Source organism: Mesorhizobium sp. M0029 (assembly GCF_040323735.1).
GTDB lineage: Bacteria > Pseudomonadota > Alphaproteobacteria > Rhizobiales > Rhizobiaceae > Mesorhizobium.
In genome coordinates, this window is the sequence record NZ_JAMYVF010000001.1 from 88,883 (window position 1) to 110,669 (window position 21,787).

Genomic DNA, 21,787 nt, shown 5'->3' on the forward strand with positions numbered 1-21,787 from the left:
CGCGGTCTCGCGGGTTCAGGCGATCATCTGGCCGAAGCGATCGACCTCATCTGAAGTCGTGGCAAAGCTGGTGACGAAGCGATAGAGCAACTCGTCCTCGCCGACATGGCCGTCGAAGCCGTGCGGCCGGTGCCAGTCGTAAAAGGCGGCGCCGACGGATTGCAGCCTTTCGGCTTCCGCCTTTTTCATCACCGCGAACACCTCGTTGGCCTGCGGCAACCAGGCGAGCTTAGCCGTCGCCGAATCCTCGATCGCAGCCACCAGGCGCGCGGCCATGGCATTGGCATGACGGGCCATGTCCAGCCACAGGCCGTCCGTGAAGTAGGCGTCGAACTGCGCTGCGATGAAGCGCGACTTGGAGAACAGCTGTGCGGCGCGCTTGCGCAGGAAGGACAGCTCCTTGGCGCGGTCTAGATCGAACAGCACCACCGCTTCGGCGCACCAGCAGCCGTTCTTGGTGCCGCCGAACGAGACGATATCGACGCCGCGCTTCCAGGTCATTTCGGCCGGAGTCGTCTCAAGCGCGACCAATGCGTTGGCAAAACGGGCGCCGTCCATATGCAGCGGCAGGGAAAAGCGTTTGGCGATCTCCGAAATGGTGGAAATGTCGTCGAGCCCGTACACTGTGCCGACTTCGGTCGATTGGGTGATCGAGACGGCCGTCGGGCGTCCCCAATGGACGATTTCGGGTGCGAAACGGGCGACGGCCCGTTCAAGATTGTGCGGGTCGATCTTGCCCAGGGCGCCGTCGACAGCATGGAGACGCGAGCCGCCGCTGAAATATTCCGGCGCGCCGCATTCGTCCTCGATGATGTGCGATTCGCGGTGCGCAAAGGAAATGCCGCCGGGCTTGTTGTAAGCGGCCAGGGACAGCGAGTTGGCCGCCGTGCCGGTAGCGACGAAGAACACCGCGACCTCGCGTTCGAAGATCTCGCTGAAACGCTGGTAGACGGCGCGGTCGAGATCGCCATCGCCATAGGCGGTCGAAAAGCCGCCGGCGTTGGCTGACAGCCCGGCGGCAATGTTGGAATGGACGCCCGCCCAGTTGTCGGATGCAAAGAACATCAGGAAAGTCCCTGTCTGGTTGAGAAAGTCTGGTTGCGACAAGAGCGCGACCATGGCCGTTTCGGGGTTTGACGCGCAAGGGCCAAGGGCTGAAAAAGCGGTAAAGCCAAAGGCGATCACGAAGGAGTGCCAGGACCGAAATTTCGTTTCGACAGCGCCCGACGTAATTTTCTGTCGCCAAACGTCCAAGAATTTGGTGAATCGGTCTTGTGTACGCCCAGGATTTCTGACATAAAAATTTAGGACAGTAGTGCTGTCTTATTTTGTCGCACAAGTCAGGCTGGATTGGCGTATCATTTGGGCCACTCCGGCCGTTGCCGCGAGCGACGGGTAGACGGCTCGGCTGTGGCCTGTACGATACCGGATACGAACCGGCGGTGCACCGCACGGTCCGCCAAGGATTTCGAAAAGACGTGCCGCAAGATGAGAGCGGAAGCCAGTCGCTTCCCAAGGTAGACCAGCGCCCCAAATGCTAGACGTGCAAGGGGCCGGAACGGAGGACAGGACGATGACGGAACTGACGCCATCTGCGATTATCGGCCAGGCCGCGCAGACGAAAGCGGCAGCCGTTAAAAATACCGTTCTGACCAAAGAAGGCCGAACCACCAACGGCCTGACCACCAACGGCCTGACCACCAATGGCATGGCCGCGCAGGGTCTCTACGATCCGCGCAACGAGCATGACGCGTGCGGCGTCGGCTTCATCGTCAACATGAAGAACGTGAAGTCGCACCAGATCGTCAAGGACGGGCTCTTCGTGCTCGAAAACCTGACGCATCGCGGCGCTGTCGGCGCCGATCCGCTGATGGGCGATGGCGCCGGCGTGCTGGTGCAGATTCCCGATCATTTCTTCCGCGAAGAGATGGCGGCCCAAGGCGTCGAACTGCCGGCGGCAGGCCAATACGGCGTCGGCCACTGGTTCATGCCGCAGGATGCGGCACTGCGCGCCCATATCGAAGAGATCATCGCCGAATCGGCGCAGTCAGAAGGGCTGCCGCTGCTCGGCTTTCGCGACGTGCCGGTCGACAATTCATCGCTGTCGAAGGCGCCCGATATTGCGGCCTCCGAACCGTTCCATCGCCAGGTCTTCATCGGCCGCACATCGGACATTCCAGATGACGAGGAATACGAGGCCAGGCTGTACCTGCTGCGCAAGGTGATTTCCGGCCGCATCTACGCCGAGAACAACAACAAGGATATCGGCGCCTACTGTGTGTCGCTATCGGCGCGTACCATCGTCTACAAGGGCATGTTCCTGGCCTACCAGGTCGGCGCCTATTACAAGGATTTGTCGGATCCGCGTTTCGAGACCGCGCTGATCCTCGTCCACCAGCGCTTCTCGACCAACACCTTCCCGTCATGGAAGCTCGCGCACCCCTACCGCATGGTCGCGCATAATGGCGAGATCAACACGGTGCGCGGCAACAACAACTGGATGGCGGCGCGCCAGGCCTCGGTCGATTCCGAACTGTTCGGCAACAACATCTCCAAGCTGTGGCCGATCTCCTATGACGGCCAGTCCGACACGGCGTGCTTCGACAATGCGCTCGAATTCCTGTTCCAGGGCGGCTACAGCCTCAGCCACGCCATGATGATGCTGATCCCGGAAGCCTGGGCCGGCAACAAGCTGATGGATGCCGATCGCAAGGCTTTCTACGAATACCATGCAGCGCTTATGGAGCCGTGGGACGGGCCGGCCGCGGTCGCCTTCACCGACGGCCGCCAGATCGGCGCCACGCTCGACCGCAACGGGCTGCGGCCGGCGCGCTACATCGTCACCGACGACGACCGCGTCATCGTGGCGTCAGAGGCCGGCGTGCTGCCGGTGCCGGAGGAGAGGATCGTCAAGAAGTGGCGGCTGCAGCCCGGCCGCATGCTTCTGATCGACCTCGCCAAGGGCCGCATCATTTCCGACGAGGAGATCAAGTCGGAGATCGCCACCAGGCATCCCTACAAGACCTGGCTCAACAACACGCAGCTGATCCTCGAGGATCTGAAGCCGGTGGAGCCGCGCGCGCTGCGCAAGGATGTCAGCCTGCTCGATCGCCAGCAGGCTTTCGGCTACACGCAGGAAGACACCAAGCTGTTGATGTCGCCGATGGCGACCACCGGCCAGGAAGCCGTGGGTTCGATGGGCACCGACACGCCGATCTCGGCGATGTCGGACAAGTCGAAGCTGCTCTACACCTATTTCAAACAGAATTTCGCCCAGGTCACCAACCCGCCGATCGACCCGATCCGCGAGGAGCTGGTGATGAGCCTTGTCTCGTTCATCGGGCCGCGGCCCAACATCTTCGACCTGGTCGGCAATTCGCGCCGCAAGCGGCTCGAAGTGCGCCAGCCGATCCTGACCAATGGCGATCTGGAAAAGATCCGCTCGATCGGCCACACCGAGGACCGTTTCGACACCAAGACCATCGACATCACCTACGGGTCGAGCGAGGGCGCGGCCGGCATGCAGGGCGCCCTCGAGCGTCTGTGCGAGCGGGCGGAAGCCGCTGTCGCCGGCGGCTACAACATCATCATCCTGTCCGACCGCCAGGTGGGTCCCGACCGTATCGCCATCCCGGCACTGCTGGCGACGGCTGCCGTGCACCACCACCTGATCCGCAAGGGTCTGCGCACCGCGGTCGGCCTGGTCGTGGAATCCGGCGAGCCGCGCGAAGTGCATCATTTCTGCTGTCTCGCCGGCTACGGCGCCGAGGCGATCAACCCCTACCTTGCCTTCGATACGCTGCTCGACATGCACAAGCGTGGCGAACTGCCGGCTGAGGTCGACGCCTACGAGGTGGTCTCGCGCTACATCAAGTCGATCGGCAAGGGCATCCTCAAGGTGATGTCGAAGATGGGCATCTCCACCTACCAGTCCTATTGCGGCGCGCAGATATTCGACGCCATCGGGCTGAAGTCAGATTTCGTCGAGAAGTACTTCACCGGCACAGCGACGCTGATCGAAGGTGTCGGCCTGGACGAGGTCGCGGCCGAGACGCTCAGCCGCCACACCGACGGTTTCGGCAACGATCCGGTGCTGCGCAACAGCCTCGAGGTCGGCGGCGAGTACATGTACCGCATGCGCGGCGAAGCCCATATGTGGTCGCCCGACGCCGTCGCCACCTTGCAGCACGCCGTGCGCCAGGGCTCGTGGGAGACGTTCAAGGAGTATTCCGCGCAGATCGACAGCGAGACGGCCCGTGCCCAGACCATACGCGGCCTGTTCAGGATCAAGCTTGCGGAAGAGACCGGCCGCAAGAAGGTCGCGATAGAGGACGTGATGTCGGCGGCCGATATCGTCAAGCGCTTCTCGACCGGGGCGATGTCGTTCGGCTCGATCTCGCGCGAGGCACACACGACGCTGGCGCGCGCCATGAACCAGATCGGCGGCAAGTCGAACACCGGCGAGGGCGGCGAAGAGGCAGACCGCTATCTGCCGCTGCCCGGCGGCGGCAAGAACCCCGAACGTTCGGCGATCAAGCAGGTCGCCTCGGGGCGGTTTGGCGTCACCGCCGAGTATCTCGTCAATTCCGATGTCATGCAGATCAAGGTCGCGCAGGGCGCCAAGCCCGGTGAGGGCGGCCAGCTGCCCGGCCACAAGGTCGACGCCACCATCGCCAAGGTCCGGCACTCGACGCCCGGCGTCGGCCTGATCTCGCCGCCGCCGCATCACGACATCTATTCGATCGAGGATCTGGCGCAGCTGATCTACGACCTGAAGAACGTCAACCCGGCGGCCGACGTATCGGTCAAGCTGGTGTCGGAAGTCGGTGTCGGTACGGTTGCGGCCGGCGTCGCCAAGGCACGCGCCGACCACATCACCATCTCCGGCTATGATGGCGGCACCGGCGCGTCGCCGCTGACCTCGCTCAAGCATGCCGGCAGTCCATGGGAAATGGGCCTTGCCGAGACGCACCAGACGCTGGTGCTGAACGGGCTGCGCTCGCGCGTTGCACTGCAGGTCGATGGTGGCTTGCGCACGGGGCGCGACGTCATCATCGGTGCGCTGCTCGGTGCCGACGAGTTCGGCTTCTCGACCGCGCCGCTGATCGCGGCCGGCTGCATCATGATGCGCAAGTGCCACTTGAACACCTGCCCGGTCGGCGTCGCGACGCAGGACCCGGTTCTGCGCAAGCGTTTCAAGGGCACGCCCGAGCATGTCGTCAACTTCTTCTTCTATGTTGCGGAAGAGGTGAGGGGGCTGCTGGCCGAGATGGGCTACACCCATATCGACCAGATCATCGGCGACAGCGACCTGCTGGAGAAGCGCGAGATGATCCAGCATTGGAAGGCGCGTGGGCTCGATTTCGGCAAGATGTTCTTCAAGCCGGACGCGCCGCATGAGGCGGTGCACTGGACCGAACGGCAGAAACACCCGATCGACGATGTACTCGATCGCAAGCTGATCGAACTGGCGAAGCCCGCGCTCGAAAGCAAGCAGCCGGTCAAGATCGAGGTCGACATCCGCAATGTCGATCGCTCCACGGGCGCCATGCTGTCGGGCGAAGTCGCCAAGCGCTTCAGGCACAAGGGCCTGCGCGAGGACACGATCCAGGTGAAGCTGACCGGCACCGCCGGCCAGTCGTTCGGCGCCTTCCTGGCGCGCGGCATCTCGTTCGATCTCGTCGGTGCGGCCAACGACTATGTCGGCAAGGGCCTGTCGGGCGGACGCATCGTCATCCGGCCGCCGGAGGAGTCCAGGATCGTCGCGGCGGAATCGATCATCGTCGGCAACACCGTCCTCTATGGCGCGACCGAGGGCGAGGCCTATTTCGCAGGTGTCGCCGGCGAGCGCTTCGCGGTGCGCAATTCGGGCGTCGCCGCCGTCGTTGAAGGCGTCGGCGATCATGGCTGCGAATACATGACCGGCGGCATCGTCGTCGTCATCGGCCAGACCGGTCGCAACTTCGCTGCCGGCATGTCGGGCGGCGTGGCCTATGTTCTGGATGAGGCCGGCGATTTCGCCGCGCGCTGCAACATGGCGATGGTCGAGCTGGAGCCGGTTCCGGAAGAAGACGATCTGATGGAAAGGCTGCTGCATCATGGCGGTGACCTCGACCACAAGGGTCGCGTCGACGTCTCGGGCGACATGACCACCCATGACGAGGAACGGCTTTACCAGCTTATCTCGAACCACGTCCATTTCACCGGTTCGGTACGCGGCCGCGAGATACTCGACGACTGGACGACCTTCCGGCCGAAATTCCGCAAGATCATGCCGGTCGAATACCGCCGCGCGCTGATCGAGATGGAACGCATGCGCATGGGCGTGGCGGCGGAATAGGTTTTTCGACTTGCCGGGAGGCGCAGGCTTCCCGGCGGAACTTTCAGCGACAGTTTGACCTCGGATGCAAGGTTGCCACGGCTGCCTCAAGGGGTTAACGGGTGCGAAAACCGCACCATCTGGACAGCAGGAACTGGACTATGGGCAAGGTAACAGGCTTTCTCGAAATCGACCGGCAGGTGCACAAGTACCAGCCGGCCTCCGACCGCATCCGGCATTTTCGTGAATTCACGCTGCCGATGTCGGACAAGGAGGTCGAGAAACAGGCGGCGCGCTGCATGGATTGCGGCATCCCGTTCTGCCACGGGCCGACCGGTTGCCCGATCCACAACCAGATCCCGGACTGGAACGACCTCGTCTACAATGGCGACTGGGACAATGCGATCCGCAACCTGCATTCGACCAACAATTTCCCCGAGTTCACCGGCCGCATCTGCCCCGCGCCCTGCGAGGAAGCCTGCACGCTGAACCTCGAGGACATTCCGGTTGCCATCAAGACTGTCGAACAGGCAATCGCCGACAAGGCTTATGAAACCGGCCATATCCGGCCTTATCCGCCAGAGAAGAAGACGGGCAAGCGGGTCGCTGTCATCGGCTCCGGCCCGGCAGGGATGGCGGCGGCGCAGCAGCTTGGCCGCGCCGGCCACGAGGTCAGCGTTTATGAGCGTGAGAGCCGTCCCGGCGGGCTGATGCGCTACGGCATTCCCGACTTCAAGATCGAGAAGCACTATATCGACCGCCGCATCGAGCAGATGCAGGGCGAGGGCGTGACCTTCCATTGCGGCGTCAATGTCGGCGTCGACAAGCCGGTGGCAGAGTTGCTCGCCGGATACGATGCGGTGCTCTATTGCGGCGGTTCGGAATCGCCGCGTCCGGCCAATATTCCGGGCGACGATCTCGGCGGCGTCTATGACGCCATGCCCTATCTGGTGCAGCAGAACCGTCGCGTCGGCGGCGAGCCGATCCAGTCGGTGGCCTGGCCGTCGCATCCGATCATCGCCGGCGGCCAGCATGTCGTCGTCGTCGGCGGCGGCGATACCGCGTCCGACTGCGTCGGCACCGCCTTCCGCCAGGGCGCGGTGCGCGTCACCCAGCTCGACATCCGCCCGCAGCCGCCGGAGAAGGAAGACAAGCTTTCGGTCTGGCCTTACTGGGCGACCAAGATGCGCACCTCGTCCTCACAGGCCGAAGGTGCGGAGCGCGAATTCCAGGTGGCGACGCTCGAATTCATCGGCGAGGACGGCCAGCTGACCGGCGTCAAATGCTGCGAAGTCGACGAGAAGCGCAAGCCTATCCCCGGCACCGAATTCGTCATCCGTGCAGACCTCGCCTTCATCGCCATCGGCTTTGCCGGACCGGCTGCCGCCGGCGTCGCGAAAGAGCTGGACGGTGAGATGAAAATCACCACCGACAGCCGCCGTTCCCGCAATGTCGAAGCCAACGATCGCGACTACAAGACCAGCGTCGACAAGCTCTACGCCGCAGGTGATGTGCGCCGCGGCCAGTCGCTGGTTGTGTGGGCGATCCGCGAAGGCCGCCAGGCCGCGCGCTCGATCGATGAAGCGCTGATGGGGTCGACGGTACTCCCCCGTTAACGGTTGATCGCCGTCGTCGTATCCGTCGCGGCAGCGGCCTTGGGCGGCCAGGAGAAGTCGTCGGCGCGACCGGGCGAGGCCTCGGGCGCCTTGCCTTCGAGGATTAGTTTTTCGCCGGGCAGATCCGGATTGGCTTTCGGCGCCGCCGCCGCACCGAGAAGCTCGGTCCCGCCGTCGAGCGCCGGATCGTTGAGCAGCATTGGAACGGTGCGGTCGACCACGATCGGGGCGGCGGGCAGCGACGGCGCCTCGACCGGGGCGCCGGCCGGTGCGGCAGCCGTCACCACGCTTCCCGGCGCTGCCAGGCCGAGGATCTTGGCCAGCGGCTTTTCGGTGTAGAAGGCGAGCTTTCGCTTGCCGGCTTTCGAGACGTTGATGCCGTCGTCGGAGCGCAGCCGCACGGCCTGGCCGTTAATGTCGGGGCCGGTCGAGACAAAGGCGCCGTTCTCGTCGACGAACCCATCCCAGACATCGACGAATTCGCCGCCGTTCTTCTCGGCAGCCGAGTGGTAGATGTCGTTGAATGCCAGCATGTCGGAGGTCATCTTCGGCGTCTTGAAGGCTGGCATGCCGACCCACAGATAAGGCACCTTGGTCGCCGCCAGTGCCTTTCCCAAGGCTTCGGTCCGGCGTTCGTATTCCTTGGTCCAGTTCTCGGAGCGCGGCTGCTCGCGCACATCGTTGACGCGCATCTGCTGGCGGTCGTTGGAGCCCAGCATGACGACCACGGCGGCGGGCTTCTCGGTCTCGACCAGCGATTTGACCTGTTCGGGCCAGTTGTAGACATCATCGCGCACGAAACCCGAAGAACCGTTGGCGCGCTCGACGATCCTGACGTTGGCATTGTCGGCAAAGGCTGTTTCGAGGCCTTCGGCCAGGCCGTTGGCCATGAAATCGCCGATCACCAGAACGACGCGGGCATCCGGTGTCTTCTCGACAATCGGAGCGGAAGGTTCAACGGGTGCACGGGGCTTCTTCTTGACCTTCGGCTTTGCCTTGCGGACGTCGAGCGGCGGCTCGATGCGTTCGCTGCGGCGCGGGAACAGAAGGTCGCGCAGCGACCAGCCGCGGTTCTGCGGTTGTTCCTGCGCCAAAGCCGGTGTGTGGAAAGTGCCGGCGAGTCCCGTCGCCAGGACAACGATGGCCAGAACGAGGATCGGCAAGCGGAAAACGATCACACGGATACGCGTTGCCGAAACCAAGCACCCTCTCCATCCCTTGGTGCATGGCCCTCGCAGGGGATCATGCACAGACCGATGCTACGGCATCCCCTGCGCGTCACAGATGCGCGCTGCCGTCGCCGGCTCTATTTCTTTCTGAGCCATTTGAGCACTTCCATGCTCGGATACCCGTCCTGGGTCAAGCCGACCGTTGCCTGATAGGTCATGATGGCGGTTTTCGTGCCGTCACCGATCTTGCCGTCGAACTTGCCGTCGTAAAGTCCGTGCTGCGAAAGCCGCTTCTGCAACTCCTGCCTTTCCTCGAAGGACAGTTTGGTGAAGGGCCGCTTCCAGTCCTGCACCAGACCATTAGAGCCGGCGATTTCGTCGGCAAGAAGGCCGACGGCCAGGGCATATTTGTCGGCGTTGTTGTAGGCCTTGATGACGGAGAAGTTCTTGATCATCAGGAAGGCCGGTCCGCCGCGGCCGTCCGGCACTTTCAGCGTCGCCTTGTCGGTTGCGTTCTTGAACGGCTTGCCATTGGCCCTGGCGACGCCGAGCGCCTGCCACTGCGCCAATGTCTTCGAGCCGGCCGGCAGTTTGCCCGCCGGAATGGTGACCTCGTAGCCCCAGGTCTTGCCGCCCTGCCAGCCATTCTTCTTCAGCAGATTGGCTGATGTCGCCAACGCATCGGGGATCGAATTCCAGATGTCGCGCTTGCCGTTGCCGTCCATGTCGACGGCATAATGCTGGTAGCTGGTCGGGATGAACTGGGTCTGGCCCATGGCGCCGGCCCAGGAGCCCATCAGGTGGCTTTCGTCGATGTCGCCGGTCTGCAGGATTTTCAGCGCGGCGACCAATTGGGTGCGGGCGAATTTCGAACGCTTCGGGTCGCCATAGGCGAGGGTTGCCAGCGAGCGGATGACATTGCGCATGATGTCGTCGCGCTTGAGGATCTCGCCATAATTCGATTCCATCGACCAGATGGCGAGCAGGATGTAGCGGTCGACGCCGAACCTCGCCTCGATCCGTTCCAGCCACGGCTTCCATTTCCTGGCCATCTGCTGGCCGACGGCAACGGACTGGTCGTGGACGCGGTTGTCGAAATAGTCCCAGGCAGGTGCGGTGAATTCGGGCTGGGTGCGTGCCTTTTCCAGCACCACCGGGTCGGGTTCATTGATGCCCCGGAACGCCCGGTCGTAGACCGCGCCGGAAACGCCGCCCGCCACGGCGGTGGCGCGGAAGCCGGCGACCCATTGCCGAAACCCGGCATCGGCGAAGGCCGGTCCGGCCGGCATCAGCAAGGCGAGCGAGAGGCTGGCCGCCGTCAGCACGCTGGTAAAGAGTTTTGCGGCACTGCGAACGGACATATTTTCCCCTTTCTTTATCTCAGGAAAGACCATTCATCGCCGAACCGGGTTAGCAATTGGTTTACCATAGGCGGCGCCTGGAACGAAAAGACACCTGGATGCTTTACCGGTTGATGTTTCCCTCAATGGCCCGATAATCCACAATTCCGGCGCGAAAATGTCGCGAGGCGGGATTGCCGGGCACGCCCTCAAACGGATAATTGACGCATGAAGCGAGTTCGCAAGGCAGTTTTCCCGGTCGCCGGTCTCGGCACACGGTTTCTCCCGGCCACAAAGGCCATCCCCAAGGAGATGCTGACCGTCGTCGACCGGCCCGTCATCCAGTATGTCGTCGATGAGGCGCGCGAGGCCGGCATCGAACATTTCATCTTTGTCACCGGCCGCAACAAGGCGGTCATAGAAGACCATTTCGATATCCAGTTCGAGCTCTATGATACGCTGGCACAGCGCGGCAAGGACGAGCAGTTGGCCCGCCTGCAGCGGCTGCAGCCGGCGCCTGGGCAGACCTCCTTCACCCGCCAGCAGGTGCCGATGGGGCTTGGCCATGCCGTCTGGTGCGCCCGTGAACTGGTCGGCGACGAACCCTTCGCGCTGTTGCTGCCCGACATGATCATGCAGTCGGAGAAGAGCTGCACGAAGGCCATGGTCGAGCTCTACGAGGAGACGGGCAACAACATCATCGCCGTGCAGGAATGCGATCCGGCCGAGACCCACAAATATGGCATTGTCGGCCGGGGCGAGGACACGCATCACGGCTTCCGCATCACCGAGATGGTCGAAAAGCCGAAGACCGGCACCGCACCGTCCAATCTCTACATCAACGGCCGCTACATCCTGCAGCCCGAGATTTTCAAGATCCTGGAAAGCCAGGAAAAGGGCGCCGGCAACGAGATCCAGCTCACCGACGCGATGCTGAAGCTGGAAAAGCAGCAGCCCTTCTTTGGCTACCACTTTCAGGGCCGCACCTTCGATTGCGGCTCGCCGGAAGGGTTCGTCGAGGCCAATGTCGCCTTCGCGCTGTGGCGCAGCGACATGAACGAGAACATGGCCGGCGTCATCCGCACGCTGCTCGATGAGATGAAGCCGTCCGAGCGTCGCGGCGCTGCTTTTTAGCTACCGCTGCAGCTTCAGCCCCAAATAGATGCTGTTGGCGGTGTAGTTGCGCCCGGGCAGATTGCTGGTCAGCTTTTCGGTGCGGGCGCGGCTGGTGAGACCGACGTAACGGTTCAGCCACCAGGTCAGCCCGGCCTCTGCACTCAGTGTCATGTCATGGCCGTCGGAGCCGGTGTAATTGCGCCAGTCGAGCCCAAGGGCTGCGTTGCCGGTCAGGTCGGCGCGGATCTGCCGCTCGCCGGTGAGGCGGCCGGAATAGAGGATGTCGCCGCTCTCACCGGCATTCGTTGTGCCTTCGACCGTGGTTCGCCCGGTGAGGCCGATGATGGTGCCGCGCTCGGGCGACCATTTGAGGTCGGCATTGATGGTGGCTCCCGAAATCGCCTCCAGGTTCTTGTCGTCGATCGCTTCCCGCAGCCAGCCGGCCGAGAACTCACCTTTGAGCTTCTCGCCCATGTCGACTTCGATACCGGCGCGTGCGCCAAGCCGGGTCGAAGAGCGCTCGAAGCCCTTGTTGTCGATCCGTTGGTCATATACCCGGCGGCCGAGCTCAATCTCGGCAAAGGGCGTCAGAGCCGGGGAAATTTCATAGCCGGTCCGCAACGTTGCGGTATAGAGCGTGTTGTCCTGGTCCTTCTGCGACAGCGAGGTGCCATCGGTAAGTTCGGCATCGCCATAGATGTCGTGGGTGACTGCGCCGGTCAGCGCAAAGCGCATCTTGCCAACGTCCTTCTCGACGCCGAGGCTGCCGTCGACCGTCTGGCGGATCGGCTGCGATTTGACGCCGGCAATGGCGTCGGGCGCGGAGGCCGATTCCGGCGCAATCTCGTAGCCGAGCTTGGCGATGGCACGCAGTTCATTGTCGAGGTCGACATTGTACGTGCCTTGGATACGGCCGCGTGCCTCATTGATCTTCTGGCCCGAAATGGTGTTGCGGAAATTGCCGTAGCCGTCGATGACCGCCGAATTCTCGCGCCAATCGGAGGCGGCGGAAAAACGCAGCGCCGTTTCGGACAGCACCGCCGACTTGCCGCCAGCGCTGGAATCGGCGTTCGACGTGACGGCAACGCCCTGCTCGAGCGTCGGCCGCAGCAGGAACGAGCCGACCTTGATGCCGGTTGCCGCGTACGGGTCGTCCTCGAGCTTCTTCTTCTGGCCCTCGATGGCGTCGGTGCGCTCGGCGCCAGGGTCGAGCTTCTCCCGGTCGACGCTGTCGACGGTGAGGACACGGCGGTTGGCTGTGTCCTGATCGGCGTCGTCTGCCGCAGTGCCGTCCGGAGTCGTTCCGGTGGTGGTCTGGTCCGTGGCTTTGCCAGGCTTCTTCTTGTCGGCAGCCTTGGTTTTGTCCTTGGCCTTGTCTGCATCCGCGGAGGCGCGTTGTTTTGCCGTCGACGGCCGGCGTGGCTGGACGGTAGGCGGCTTGTCGGCGAACGAATCGTCGATGGTCGCCGGCGGGTCGAAAATGCTGTTTGCGCCGGCCTGTGACGGGTCGGTGTCGTCAGGCAAGGCGCCATCGCTGGCTGGCACATAGGCGGTTGGCGTGTTTCCCGTGGGGGCGGTATCGGCAGGGGCGGGCTTGACCTGCGTGTTGGCCTTGCTCAATTGCCTGGCCCGGCGCTGCTGGTCGGACAGGATCGCCGATTCCGAAACTTCACCGCGCAGCTCCGTCTCCTGGGCATGAAGCGCAGTTGGCCGCAGCAAAGCGAGCACGCTCGTCGCCAGAAGCAGAGCGCAAAAGGCTCTGCCCGTTCGACCTTTTTTCTCTTGAGGCTGGGCCCGCGACATCGTCACCACTGCTTGCGCGGCGCAAGCGCGCCATACTTACCGAACCGTAAACGGGGATGGTTAACGGAGGGTTGAAGGTGTGCCTGTACGACATGGCTGGACGGCAATTCTGTTGGACAGGCGAACGGCAAAGCGCTAATCGCATCAGCCATGCATGCGGGATCCCCAGAAAAGAAGCCTTTGGAGGCTTCGGTCGCCTCGGCGCTGAGAACGGTAGCCACGGAACAGGCCGGCGTGGCGGCATTGGCCGCCGCGCTGGAGAACGAACTGGCCGAACCTTTCGCCCGCGCCGTCGACATGGTGTCGCGCATCAATGGCCGCGTCATAGTCACCGGCGTCGGCAAAAGCGGCCATATCGGCACTAAGATCGCGGCTAGTCTGGCTTCGACCGGCACGCCTGCCTTCTTCGTCCATCCGGCGGAGGCCAATCATGGCGACCTTGGCATGATCGCCAGAGACGATGCCATCATCGCCATGTCATGGTCCGGCGAGAGCAAAGAATTGATGGGCATCGTCGCCTATTCCAGGCGCTTCTCGATCCCGCTGATTGCGATTACCGCGGGCGCGGCCTCGGCGCTGGCGCGCGCGGCCGACGTGGTGGTGCTCCTGCCGTCCGCGCCGGAAGCCTGCCCGCACGGTCTGGCGCCGACGACATCGACCCTGCTGCAACTGGTGGTCGGCGATGCGCTGGCTATCGCGCTGCTCGAAGCGCGCGGCTTCACGCCCGACCATTTCCGCACGTTCCACCCCGGCGGCCAGCTCGGCGCCAATCTCACGCAGATCCACGAGATCATGCATGTCGGCGAAAGGCTGCCGCTGGTGGCTTCCGGCACGGGCATGCGCGAGGCGATCCTCGAATTGTCGAACAAGGGCTTCGGCTGCGTGGCGATCGCGACGGCGGATGGCGCGTTGGTGGGCATCATCACCGATGGCGACATCAGGCGTCACATCGGCAGCAATCTCATGGAAATGAGCGTCGATCAGGTGATGACGAAAAAGCCGAAGACGGCCACACCGGACACGCTGGTGGCGACGGCGCTGCAGATTATCAACAATTCGGCCATTACGAGCCTGATGGTGGTCGAAGGCAGGCGGCTCGTGGGACTGGTTCATCTGCACGACCTGCTGCGCATCGGCGCCGCCTGAAAAAATCAAAGGACGCGTCGCGTTCGGGAAGCCCTACGCGACGCGCCCTGATTTTCCGGATCGAAAGCGCCATGCGCTTTCGAAATGTCAAACAGCCTCGACGGTCAGTTCCAGATCGGTGTCGGCCGAACTGACGACGCGCACCTGCGTGCCGGCCGGCAGGTCGGGACCGGAGACGCGCCACAGCGTGTCGCCGAGCTTGATGCGGCCGCGACCGTCCTTGATCGGCTCGGCCAGCGTTGCCATCCTGCCGACCAACTGCGCGCCGCGCCGGTTGAGCAGCGGCTGATCACTCGGGACATTACGCCCGCCGACTAGTTTCTTGCCGACGAAGGCCGAGACCAGCGACAGCGCCAAGAAGGCGAGGACCTGGACTTCCCAGGCCCAGAAGCTTGCGTCCCAGATGAGCAGGGAAATCACACCGATTACCAATGCGGCGATGCCGATCCACAGCATGAATATTCCTGGCGCGATGACCTCCATCACCAGGAGGACGAAGCCCAGAACCATCCAGTTCCACGGACCAAGTTCGGAAATGATGCGGTCAAACATGGGCGTGCGCTCCTACTTCCTGTGGAGCATGATCTTTTCCGAAAACCGGTTCCCACTTTTCGGGATCATGCTCGCGACCTCAGTTCTCGTCAGGTCTCAGTTCTCATTCGGGCGAACCACCGGAGGGCGGCCTGCCTGCCTGGCGGCGCCGGCGGTGCCTTCGCTGCGGAACACCTCCCTGGCGATCTCGCTTATGCCGCCGAGCGTGCCGATCAGCGCCGAGGCTTCCATCGGCATCAGCACGACCTTGCTGTTGTTGGCGGTACCGATCTTGCCCATCGCTTCGGTGTATTTGAGCGCCACGAAGTAGTTGAGTGCCTGCACGTCGCCCTTGGAGATGGCTTCCGATACAACCTGGGTGGCTCGCGCTTCGGCCTCGGCCGAGCGTTCGCGTGCCTCGGCGTCGCGGAAGGCGGCTTCCTTGCGGCCTTCGGCCTCGAGGATCTGCGACTGCTTGAGGCCTTCGGCGGCGAGGATCTGCGCACGCTTGTTACGTTCGGCCGTCATCTGACGACCCATCGATTCGATGAGGTTGGCCGGCGGATTGATATCCTTGATCTCGACGCGGGTGATCTTGATGCCCCACGGATGCGCCGCTTCGTCGACGACGCGCAGCAGGCGCTCGTTGATGGCGTCGCGGTTCGACAGCAATTCGTCGAGGTCCATCGAGCCCATGACGGTACGGATGTTGGTCATCGTCAAATTGAGAATGGCGTTCTCCAGGCCGGCGACCTGGTAGGCGGCCTGCGCCGCATTGAGGATCTGGTAGAAGGCGATGCCGTCGACGCCGACAATGGCGTTGTCGCGCGTGATGATTTCCTGGCTCGGAACGTCGAGCACCTGCTCCATCATGTTCATCTTGGCGCCGATGCGGTCGACGAACGGCACGATGAGGTTGAGGCCGGGGCTTAGTGTTTTGGTGTAACGGCCAAAGCGCTCCACCGTATAATTATAGCCTTGCGGGATTGTCCGGATGCCTTTGATAAGAAGCACCAATACCAGAAAGGCAAGCGCACCAATCGCAATACCGAAACCACTGAAGTCCATTTGAATCTCCCTCAGATGCCGGCCATGGCGTTGATTCCATGCAACCGACTTCACCAAACACTTAGGTGTGTTTCAATAATGTTACAATCAGGTGATCGTTGATTATTGGTGCATGGAATAGCGCAACTGCGGCGATCGATCGCCGCAACGTGGCGGCCTCAGACCCAGCCCGACAGCTCGCGCCGCACCATCGCCTCGATCACCGCCATGCCTTCTGCACTGTCGTTGAGGCACGGGATGTGGGCGAATTTCTCGCCGCCGGCGTGATGGAAGGTCTCGGCCGCCTCGCGGCCGATTTCGTCCAGCGTCTCGATGCAGTCGACGGAAAAGCCTGGGTTGACGATGGCGATCGATTTCACGCCGTCCTTCGCCAGTTTCTCGACCGTCTTGTCGGTGTAGGGCTGCAGCCATTCCTGGGCGCCGAAGCGCGACTGGAAGGTGATGATCAGCTTCTTTTCATCCCACCCCAGTCGTTCACGCAACAGCCGTGTCGTCTTCTGGCAGTGGCAGTGATAGGGATCGCCCTTCTCGAAATAGGGCTTCGGGATGCCGTGATAGGAGGTGATGACCACCTCGGGCTCGAAGTCTAGCGTTGCCAGATGCCGTTCGATCGAATGGGCGAGCGCCTCGATGTAGACCGGCTCGTCATAGTAGGGCGGAACACTGCGCACGGCAGGCGCGCGGCGCATCTTCATCAAGGCGCGAAACAGCTGGTCGTTGGCGGTCGCGGTGGTGGTCGCGGAGTATTGCGGGTAGAGTGGGAACGACAGGATGCGGTCGCAGCCTTGCTCGACCAGCCTTTGAGCGACGCTCGCGGTCGAGGGGTTGCCGTAGCGCATCGCCCAGTCGACCACGACATCGGGTAGGTCGATGAGCGCTGCGGCCAGCTTTTCGCCCTGCGCGCGGGTGTAGGTGCGCAGCGGCGACTCGTTCCTCTCGCGGTTCCATATCCTGGCGTAATTGGCGCCGGACTTCTTCGGTCTGGTGGTCAGTACCAAGCCGTAGAGGATCGGATACCAGATCGCCTTGTTGAGTTCGATGACGCGCGGATCGGACAGGAATTCGCGGAGATAGCGCCACATCGGCTTGAAATCGGTACCGTCGGGCGTGCCGAGATTGACCAGCATGACGCCGATCTTGCCTGCCTTTACCGGCGGATGTCCGGCCGGTAGCGGGTCGAGCGCTTTCGCGGCTTTGGGGTCGACAGGCGTGGAAAGCGTCATGAAGGTCTCCCGACACCGCGAAAACCGACGATGTCGGGCGAAACTAGCGATGCGGCGCGAGTTTTCAATGCTGCGTCTGGCCGCACCTTACCTTGAAAGCCAAAAACCCCGCCGGTTACCCGGACGGGTTTTGCTGGTCGCAAGTGCGAAGCGAGGTTACTTCGCCGGAATGGTCAAGGTCGCGCCGACAGGAAGCCGGCGTGGTTCGTAGCCTTTGTTGGCCTCGGAGATCACCTTCCACTTGGCGCCGTCGCCGTAGGCCTTCTTGGCGAGATCCCAATAGGTATCGCCGGCGACGATGACATGGCTGGCTTCGGCCGGGGCGGCGTCAGCCGGCTTTGCCGGAGCAGGTGCGGCTTCGGCCGGTTTTGCCGGTTCGGCCGGAGCCGGCGTTGCCGGGGCGGTTTCCGCCGGGACAGTCGGCGGCGTGGTGGTGATGTCGCCGGAGCCTGCCGGCAATGCGGGCATCGCCGGCTCCGCCGGTGCAGCCTCGGCCGGTTTTGCCGGTTCCGCTGGAGCAGGTGCCGGTTCGGCTGGTTTTGCCGGCTCGGCGGCCGGGGCAGCCGCTACGGTTGCGGTAACCTCGGTGATGCGGCCGTCGAGCTTGGGCGTATAGGGCCGGTGCGCGGCGAGATAGTCGGCGACCACCTGTTCGAGGCCCGGGCCGTAATCATAGGCGTTCTTGGCCTTCTCGGCGAAGACCTTGTAGCCGTCGCCGCCCTGGCGGACGTAATTGTTGGTGGCGACCAGATAGTCCTTGTCCGGATTGATCGGCGCCCAGGCACCGTTCTGCATCACCTCGACCGACTTGACTCGGCCGGCATTGGGCGCGACCGACTTGTCGAAGGAGTATTTGAGACCTGCCACCTGCGGGAAGCGGCCGCCGCCGTCCTCGACCTGGCTGACGCCGTTTTCCAGCCCGGCAACCAGATCCTTTCCGGAAATCTGGAAGGTCGCCAGCGTGTTCTGGAACGGCAGCACGGTCAGCACCTCGCCCATGGTGACGGTGCCCTTGTCGATCGAAGCACGCAGGCCGCCGCCATTCGAGACGACGATCTCGACGCCCTGTCCCTTGACGCGGTCGAGGATGGCGTCGGAGACGAGGTTGCCCATCGCGCATTCCTTGGTGCGGCAGCTTTCGCGGCTGCCGTCGATGGCCTCGGTGGTCTCGGCCACTTCCTTGTTCTTCAGCGCCTCGATCGGCGCGCCAAGCTCCTTGATGCGGGCAAGAACGGCCGGATCGGGAGTGATCGACTTGTCGAGGAAGATCGGGTCGCCGCTGGCTTCCTTGACGTTGCCATTGTCGTCGAACACGACCTTGAATTCGCCGAGATATTTCGAATAGGACGCGGCCTGCACCACAGGCACCTTGGAGCCGTCGGGGTTGTCGACCATCGTCGGGTAGGGGCCTTCAGCCTTCGGGTCGGTGTTGGACAGAAGCGAATGGCTGTGGCCGCCGACCACCACATCGATGCCCGGGATCTTGGCGATGACATCGCGCTCGCGCCTGTAGCCGATATGGGTGACGGCAATGATCTTGTTGACGCCTTGCGCCTTCAGCTTCTCGACCTCGGCGGTGATCGACTTGACGTCGTCGGCGATGGTGATGTTGGGGCCGGGAGAGGCGAGTTCCGGCGTGTCGTTGGTCACGGCGCCGACAATGCCGATCTTCTGGCCGCCGACCTCAAGCACAATCGACGGCTTGATCTTGCCTGCGGCGCCGGACTTGTCGTTGGGCACGACATTGGCGCTGACGATCGGGAACTTCGCCTTGTCGAGATAAGGCACCAGCGCGCTCTCGCCATCGTCGAATTCGTGGTTGCCGAGCGTCACCGCGTCGGGCTTGATCTGATTGAGGAATTCCTCCTCCGCCGTGCCCTTGTAGGTGATGTAGAACAGCGATCCCTGAAAGCTGTCGCCGGCATTGAGCAGCAGCACGTTCTGGCCTTCGAGCTTCTTGCGCTCCTGTGCGATCGCGGTGACCAGCCGGCCGGCGCCGCCGATGCACTCACCCTTGGTCTCTTCCTCGGCCGAGCAGGTTGACTCGTATTTGTTGTTGCCTTCGATGCGGCTGTGCCAATCGTTGAAATGCAGGATGTTCAACGTGTAGTCGGCAAAGGATGGTGCGGCCGACAGGCCGAGTGTCGAGGCAGAGAGGGCGGCAATGGCGGCGAGCTTCTTCATCTTCGTCTCCCGGATATGATCAAAGGCGTTTAACGCTCTTGCCCGACTGCAGGATAACAGCCAGCATTTCGGGTATGTTCACATCGCGGTTGTGGCGATGCAAGAAGAATCAGGGCGGATAACCGGCATCGGTTTGCCGGCATAAAAAAGGCGGCGGCATCGCGCCGCCGCCATCCGCAAAGCCGCATGGGAAAGGTTCAGCCGCGCCTGGTCAGCACGAAGTTCTGCCCGGCGGAGCTGGTGCAATTCAGCTGGTTTATGGACACCAGCAGGCAGTTGAAAGCGATTGGCTGCTGCCGGATCAGCGAGGTTCCGTTGATCTCGACCGAGGTGGCGCCGGTCTTGGTGTAGCTGCCGTCAGCGAATTTCTCACCGGTCTCCGCCGAAACGGTGGTGAAGACGCCGCCGTTCAATGTCGAGACCGCCTTGCCCTCGGCGTTCAGCCAGGAGCCTTCGACGCCTCGCGCCTGCGATGAGATCGGTGGCCCGTCGGAACCGCCGGTGGTGCAGGCGGCAAGCATCGTCGCAAGAACGCCCGCCGCGCCCGCAGAAAGAATTTTGCGCGCAATCGTCATATCAAATCCTCTCCTGGCGCATCGGCCCAATCGCCAAACGACGTTTGGGGAACCGATGTGCGTGGCCTCAAGTTTCCAGAGCCGTCCCTCGTGCGTCCAAACGGATGCACACTGCTCTCGTCCGCATCCCTTCAATCGCCCGATTTCCGGGCGATTGCAAGGCAGTGGGGCAGGGGTATGGAACCGCTATCGAACGAGGATGTTGCGGAATTGCCACGGGTCGCTTTTGTCGAGGTCCTCGGGAAACAGGCCCGGACGGTTATCGAGCGGCGTCCAGTCGGTGTAGTAGCCCTTGACCGGTCCGAGATACTGGGACTGCACTTCCAGGCAGCGCTTGTAGTCCATCTCGTCGGCCTCGACGATGCCGACTTCCGGGTTTTCCAGCGCCCAGACCATGCCGGCGAGCACGGCCGAGGTGACCTGCATGCCGGTAGCGTTCTGGTAGGGCGCCAGCTTGCGGGCTTCGGCCAGCGACAGCTGCGAACCGTACCAGTAGGCGTTCTTGGCATGGCCGTAGAGCAGCACGCCAAGCTCGTCGACGCCGTCGACCAGTTCGTTTTCGTCAAGCACATGGTGGACCGGCTGCGGCTTGCCGGCGGCGCCGAACATTTCGTGCAGCGACAGCACGGCGTCGTTGCAGGGGTGATAGGCATAGTGGCAGGTCGGGCGGAATTGCACCTTGCCCTTCTTACCGCGCACGGTGAAGAAGTCGGCGATCGAGATCGCCTCATTGTGCGTCACCAGGAAACCGTATTGCGCGCCCGGCGTCGGGCACCAGGAGCGCACGCGGGTGTTGGCGCCGGGCTGTTCGAGATAGATCGCAGCCTTGGAGCCATGCTTGTGCTCCTTGCCGTTCTTCGGCATCCATCTCTCATGCGTGCCCCAGCCGAGCTCGGCCGGCTGCAGCCCTTCCGAGATGAAACCCTCGACCGACCAGGTGTTCCAGAACACGTTCATCGGCTTCGGCTTCTTGGTGCGCTGGGTGTCGCGCTCGGCGATGTGGATGCCCTTGACGCCGGCCTTCTTCATCAGCTTCGCCCAGCCGTCACGGTCGTCCTGCGCCGGTTCGGAAAATTCGAGGCCGAGGTCGCCGGCAAGGTTCAGCAGCGCCTGCTTGACGAACCACGAGACCATGCCCGGATTGGCGCCACAGGTCGAAACCGCGGTAGCGCCGCCGGGCTTGTCGTGCTTCTCCTTGATCAAGGCTTCGCGCAGCGCGTAGTTGGTGCGGCTGGCATTGTCGGCCTTGGCGTCGAAATAGAAGCCGAGCCACGGCTCGACGACGGTGTCGATGTAGAGCACGCCGAGCTTGCGGCAGAGCCGCATCAGGTCGACCGAGCCGGTATCGACCGACAGATTGATGCAAAAGCCCTGGCCGCCACCCTTGGTCAAAAGCGGCGTCAGCAGTTTCTTGTAGTTCTTCTCGGTCACGTGCTCCTGGACGAAGGCGATGCCGCGCTCGTCGAGCAGCTTGCGGTCGGTGTCGAGCGGGTCGATGACCGTCATGCGCGACTTGTCGAATTTGAAATGGCGCTCGATCAGAGGCAGCGTTCCCCGTCCGATCGAACCAAAGCCGATCATCACGACAGGGCCGGTGATTTCACCGTAAACGGGCCAGTTTTCATTCGCCATTTTATCGAGCACTCCTTCAAGCAACGCGCCAAAACGGCCGTTCGACCGCCGCGCGACAAACCATA

At 63.0% G+C, this 21,787-nt stretch carries 14 protein-coding genes; 4 read left to right on the forward strand and 10 right to left on the reverse strand.

The window, feature by feature from the left end:
* Positions 1–15 precede the first annotated feature (15 nt).
* The gene (locus tag NKJ76_RS00455) at positions 16–1,065 is read right to left on the reverse strand and encodes a threonine aldolase family protein (protein WP_352536542.1); all 1,050 of its coding nucleotides are present in this window, start codon (positions 1,063–1,065) and stop codon (positions 16–18) included.
* A gap of 508 nt (positions 1,066–1,573) precedes the next feature.
* Between NKJ76_RS00455 and gltB the strand changes: the two genes are divergently transcribed.
* Together gltB and NKJ76_RS00465 are read left to right on the forward strand one after the other, a co-directional pair.
* Positions 1,574–6,340, forward strand: a complete 4,767-nt coding sequence (gene gltB, locus NKJ76_RS00460) for a glutamate synthase large subunit (protein ID WP_352536543.1) — start codon at positions 1,574–1,576, stop codon at positions 6,338–6,340.
* A gap of 140 nt (positions 6,341–6,480) precedes the next feature.
* Entirely contained in the window at positions 6,481–7,935 is a 1,455-nt protein-coding gene (locus NKJ76_RS00465; RefSeq protein ID WP_023686414.1) for a glutamate synthase subunit beta, read from the forward strand.
* Here NKJ76_RS00465 and NKJ76_RS00470 read toward each other — a convergent pair.
* Positions 7,932–9,137, reverse strand: coding sequence for an SGNH/GDSL hydrolase family protein (locus NKJ76_RS00470; protein WP_023755025.1), 1,206 nt, complete (start codon positions 9,135–9,137; stop codon positions 7,932–7,934). The two genes, NKJ76_RS00465 and NKJ76_RS00470, sit on opposite strands and share 4 nt — an antisense overlap.
* A gap of 104 nt (positions 9,138–9,241) precedes the next feature.
* Entirely contained in the window at positions 9,242–10,465 is a 1,224-nt protein-coding gene (locus NKJ76_RS00475) for a lytic murein transglycosylase (protein ID WP_023714036.1), read from the reverse strand.
* A 207-nt stretch (positions 10,466–10,672) separates the two neighbouring features.
* Between NKJ76_RS00475 and galU the strand changes: the two genes are divergently transcribed.
* Complete coding sequence (gene galU / locus NKJ76_RS00480; protein ID WP_023714035.1) at positions 10,673–11,578, forward strand: UTP--glucose-1-phosphate uridylyltransferase GalU; 906 nt, start codon at positions 10,673–10,675, stop codon at positions 11,576–11,578.
* On the opposite strand, the gene NKJ76_RS00485 is transcribed toward galU, so the two are convergent.
* Positions 11,579–13,363: an outer membrane beta-barrel protein gene (locus NKJ76_RS00485; protein ID WP_352536544.1), complete on the reverse strand. Its 1,785-nt coding sequence runs from the start codon at positions 13,361–13,363 to the stop codon at positions 11,579–11,581.
* Positions 13,364–13,513: 150 nt separating this feature from the next.
* On the opposite strand from NKJ76_RS00485, the gene NKJ76_RS00490 reads away from it, so the two are divergent.
* Positions 13,514–14,509 (forward strand): KpsF/GutQ family sugar-phosphate isomerase, encoded by a 996-nt coding sequence (locus NKJ76_RS00490; protein WP_023704013.1) that lies wholly within the window; start codon positions 13,514–13,516, stop codon positions 14,507–14,509.
* A gap of 87 nt (positions 14,510–14,596) precedes the next feature.
* On the opposite strand, the gene NKJ76_RS00495 is transcribed toward NKJ76_RS00490, so the two are convergent.
* From NKJ76_RS00495 to NKJ76_RS00520, 6 genes are all read right to left on the reverse strand, one after another.
* Entirely contained in the window at positions 14,597–15,061 is a 465-nt protein-coding gene (locus NKJ76_RS00495; RefSeq protein ID WP_023701036.1) for an NfeD family protein, read from the reverse strand.
* 96 nt (positions 15,062–15,157) lie between these two features.
* Entirely contained in the window at positions 15,158–16,108 is a 951-nt protein-coding gene (locus tag NKJ76_RS00500) for an SPFH domain-containing protein (RefSeq protein WP_023701037.1), read from the reverse strand.
* A gap of 158 nt (positions 16,109–16,266) precedes the next feature.
* Positions 16,267–17,331, reverse strand: coding sequence for a ferrochelatase (hemH, locus tag NKJ76_RS00505; RefSeq protein ID WP_023686407.1), 1,065 nt, complete (start codon positions 17,329–17,331; stop codon positions 16,267–16,269).
* Positions 17,332–17,487: 156 nt separating this feature from the next.
* Complete coding sequence (locus tag NKJ76_RS00510) at positions 17,488–19,515, reverse strand: bifunctional metallophosphatase/5'-nucleotidase (protein ID WP_023701038.1); 2,028 nt, start codon at positions 19,513–19,515, stop codon at positions 17,488–17,490.
* 197 nt (positions 19,516–19,712) lie between these two features.
* The gene (locus NKJ76_RS00515) at positions 19,713–20,090 is read right to left on the reverse strand and encodes an Omp10 family outer membrane lipoprotein (protein WP_023671949.1); all 378 of its coding nucleotides are present in this window, start codon (positions 20,088–20,090) and stop codon (positions 19,713–19,715) included.
* 186 nt (positions 20,091–20,276) lie between these two features.
* Complete coding sequence (locus NKJ76_RS00520; protein WP_352536545.1) at positions 20,277–21,722, reverse strand: homospermidine synthase; 1,446 nt, start codon at positions 21,720–21,722, stop codon at positions 20,277–20,279.
* Between the last annotated feature and the right edge of the window lie 65 nt (positions 21,723–21,787).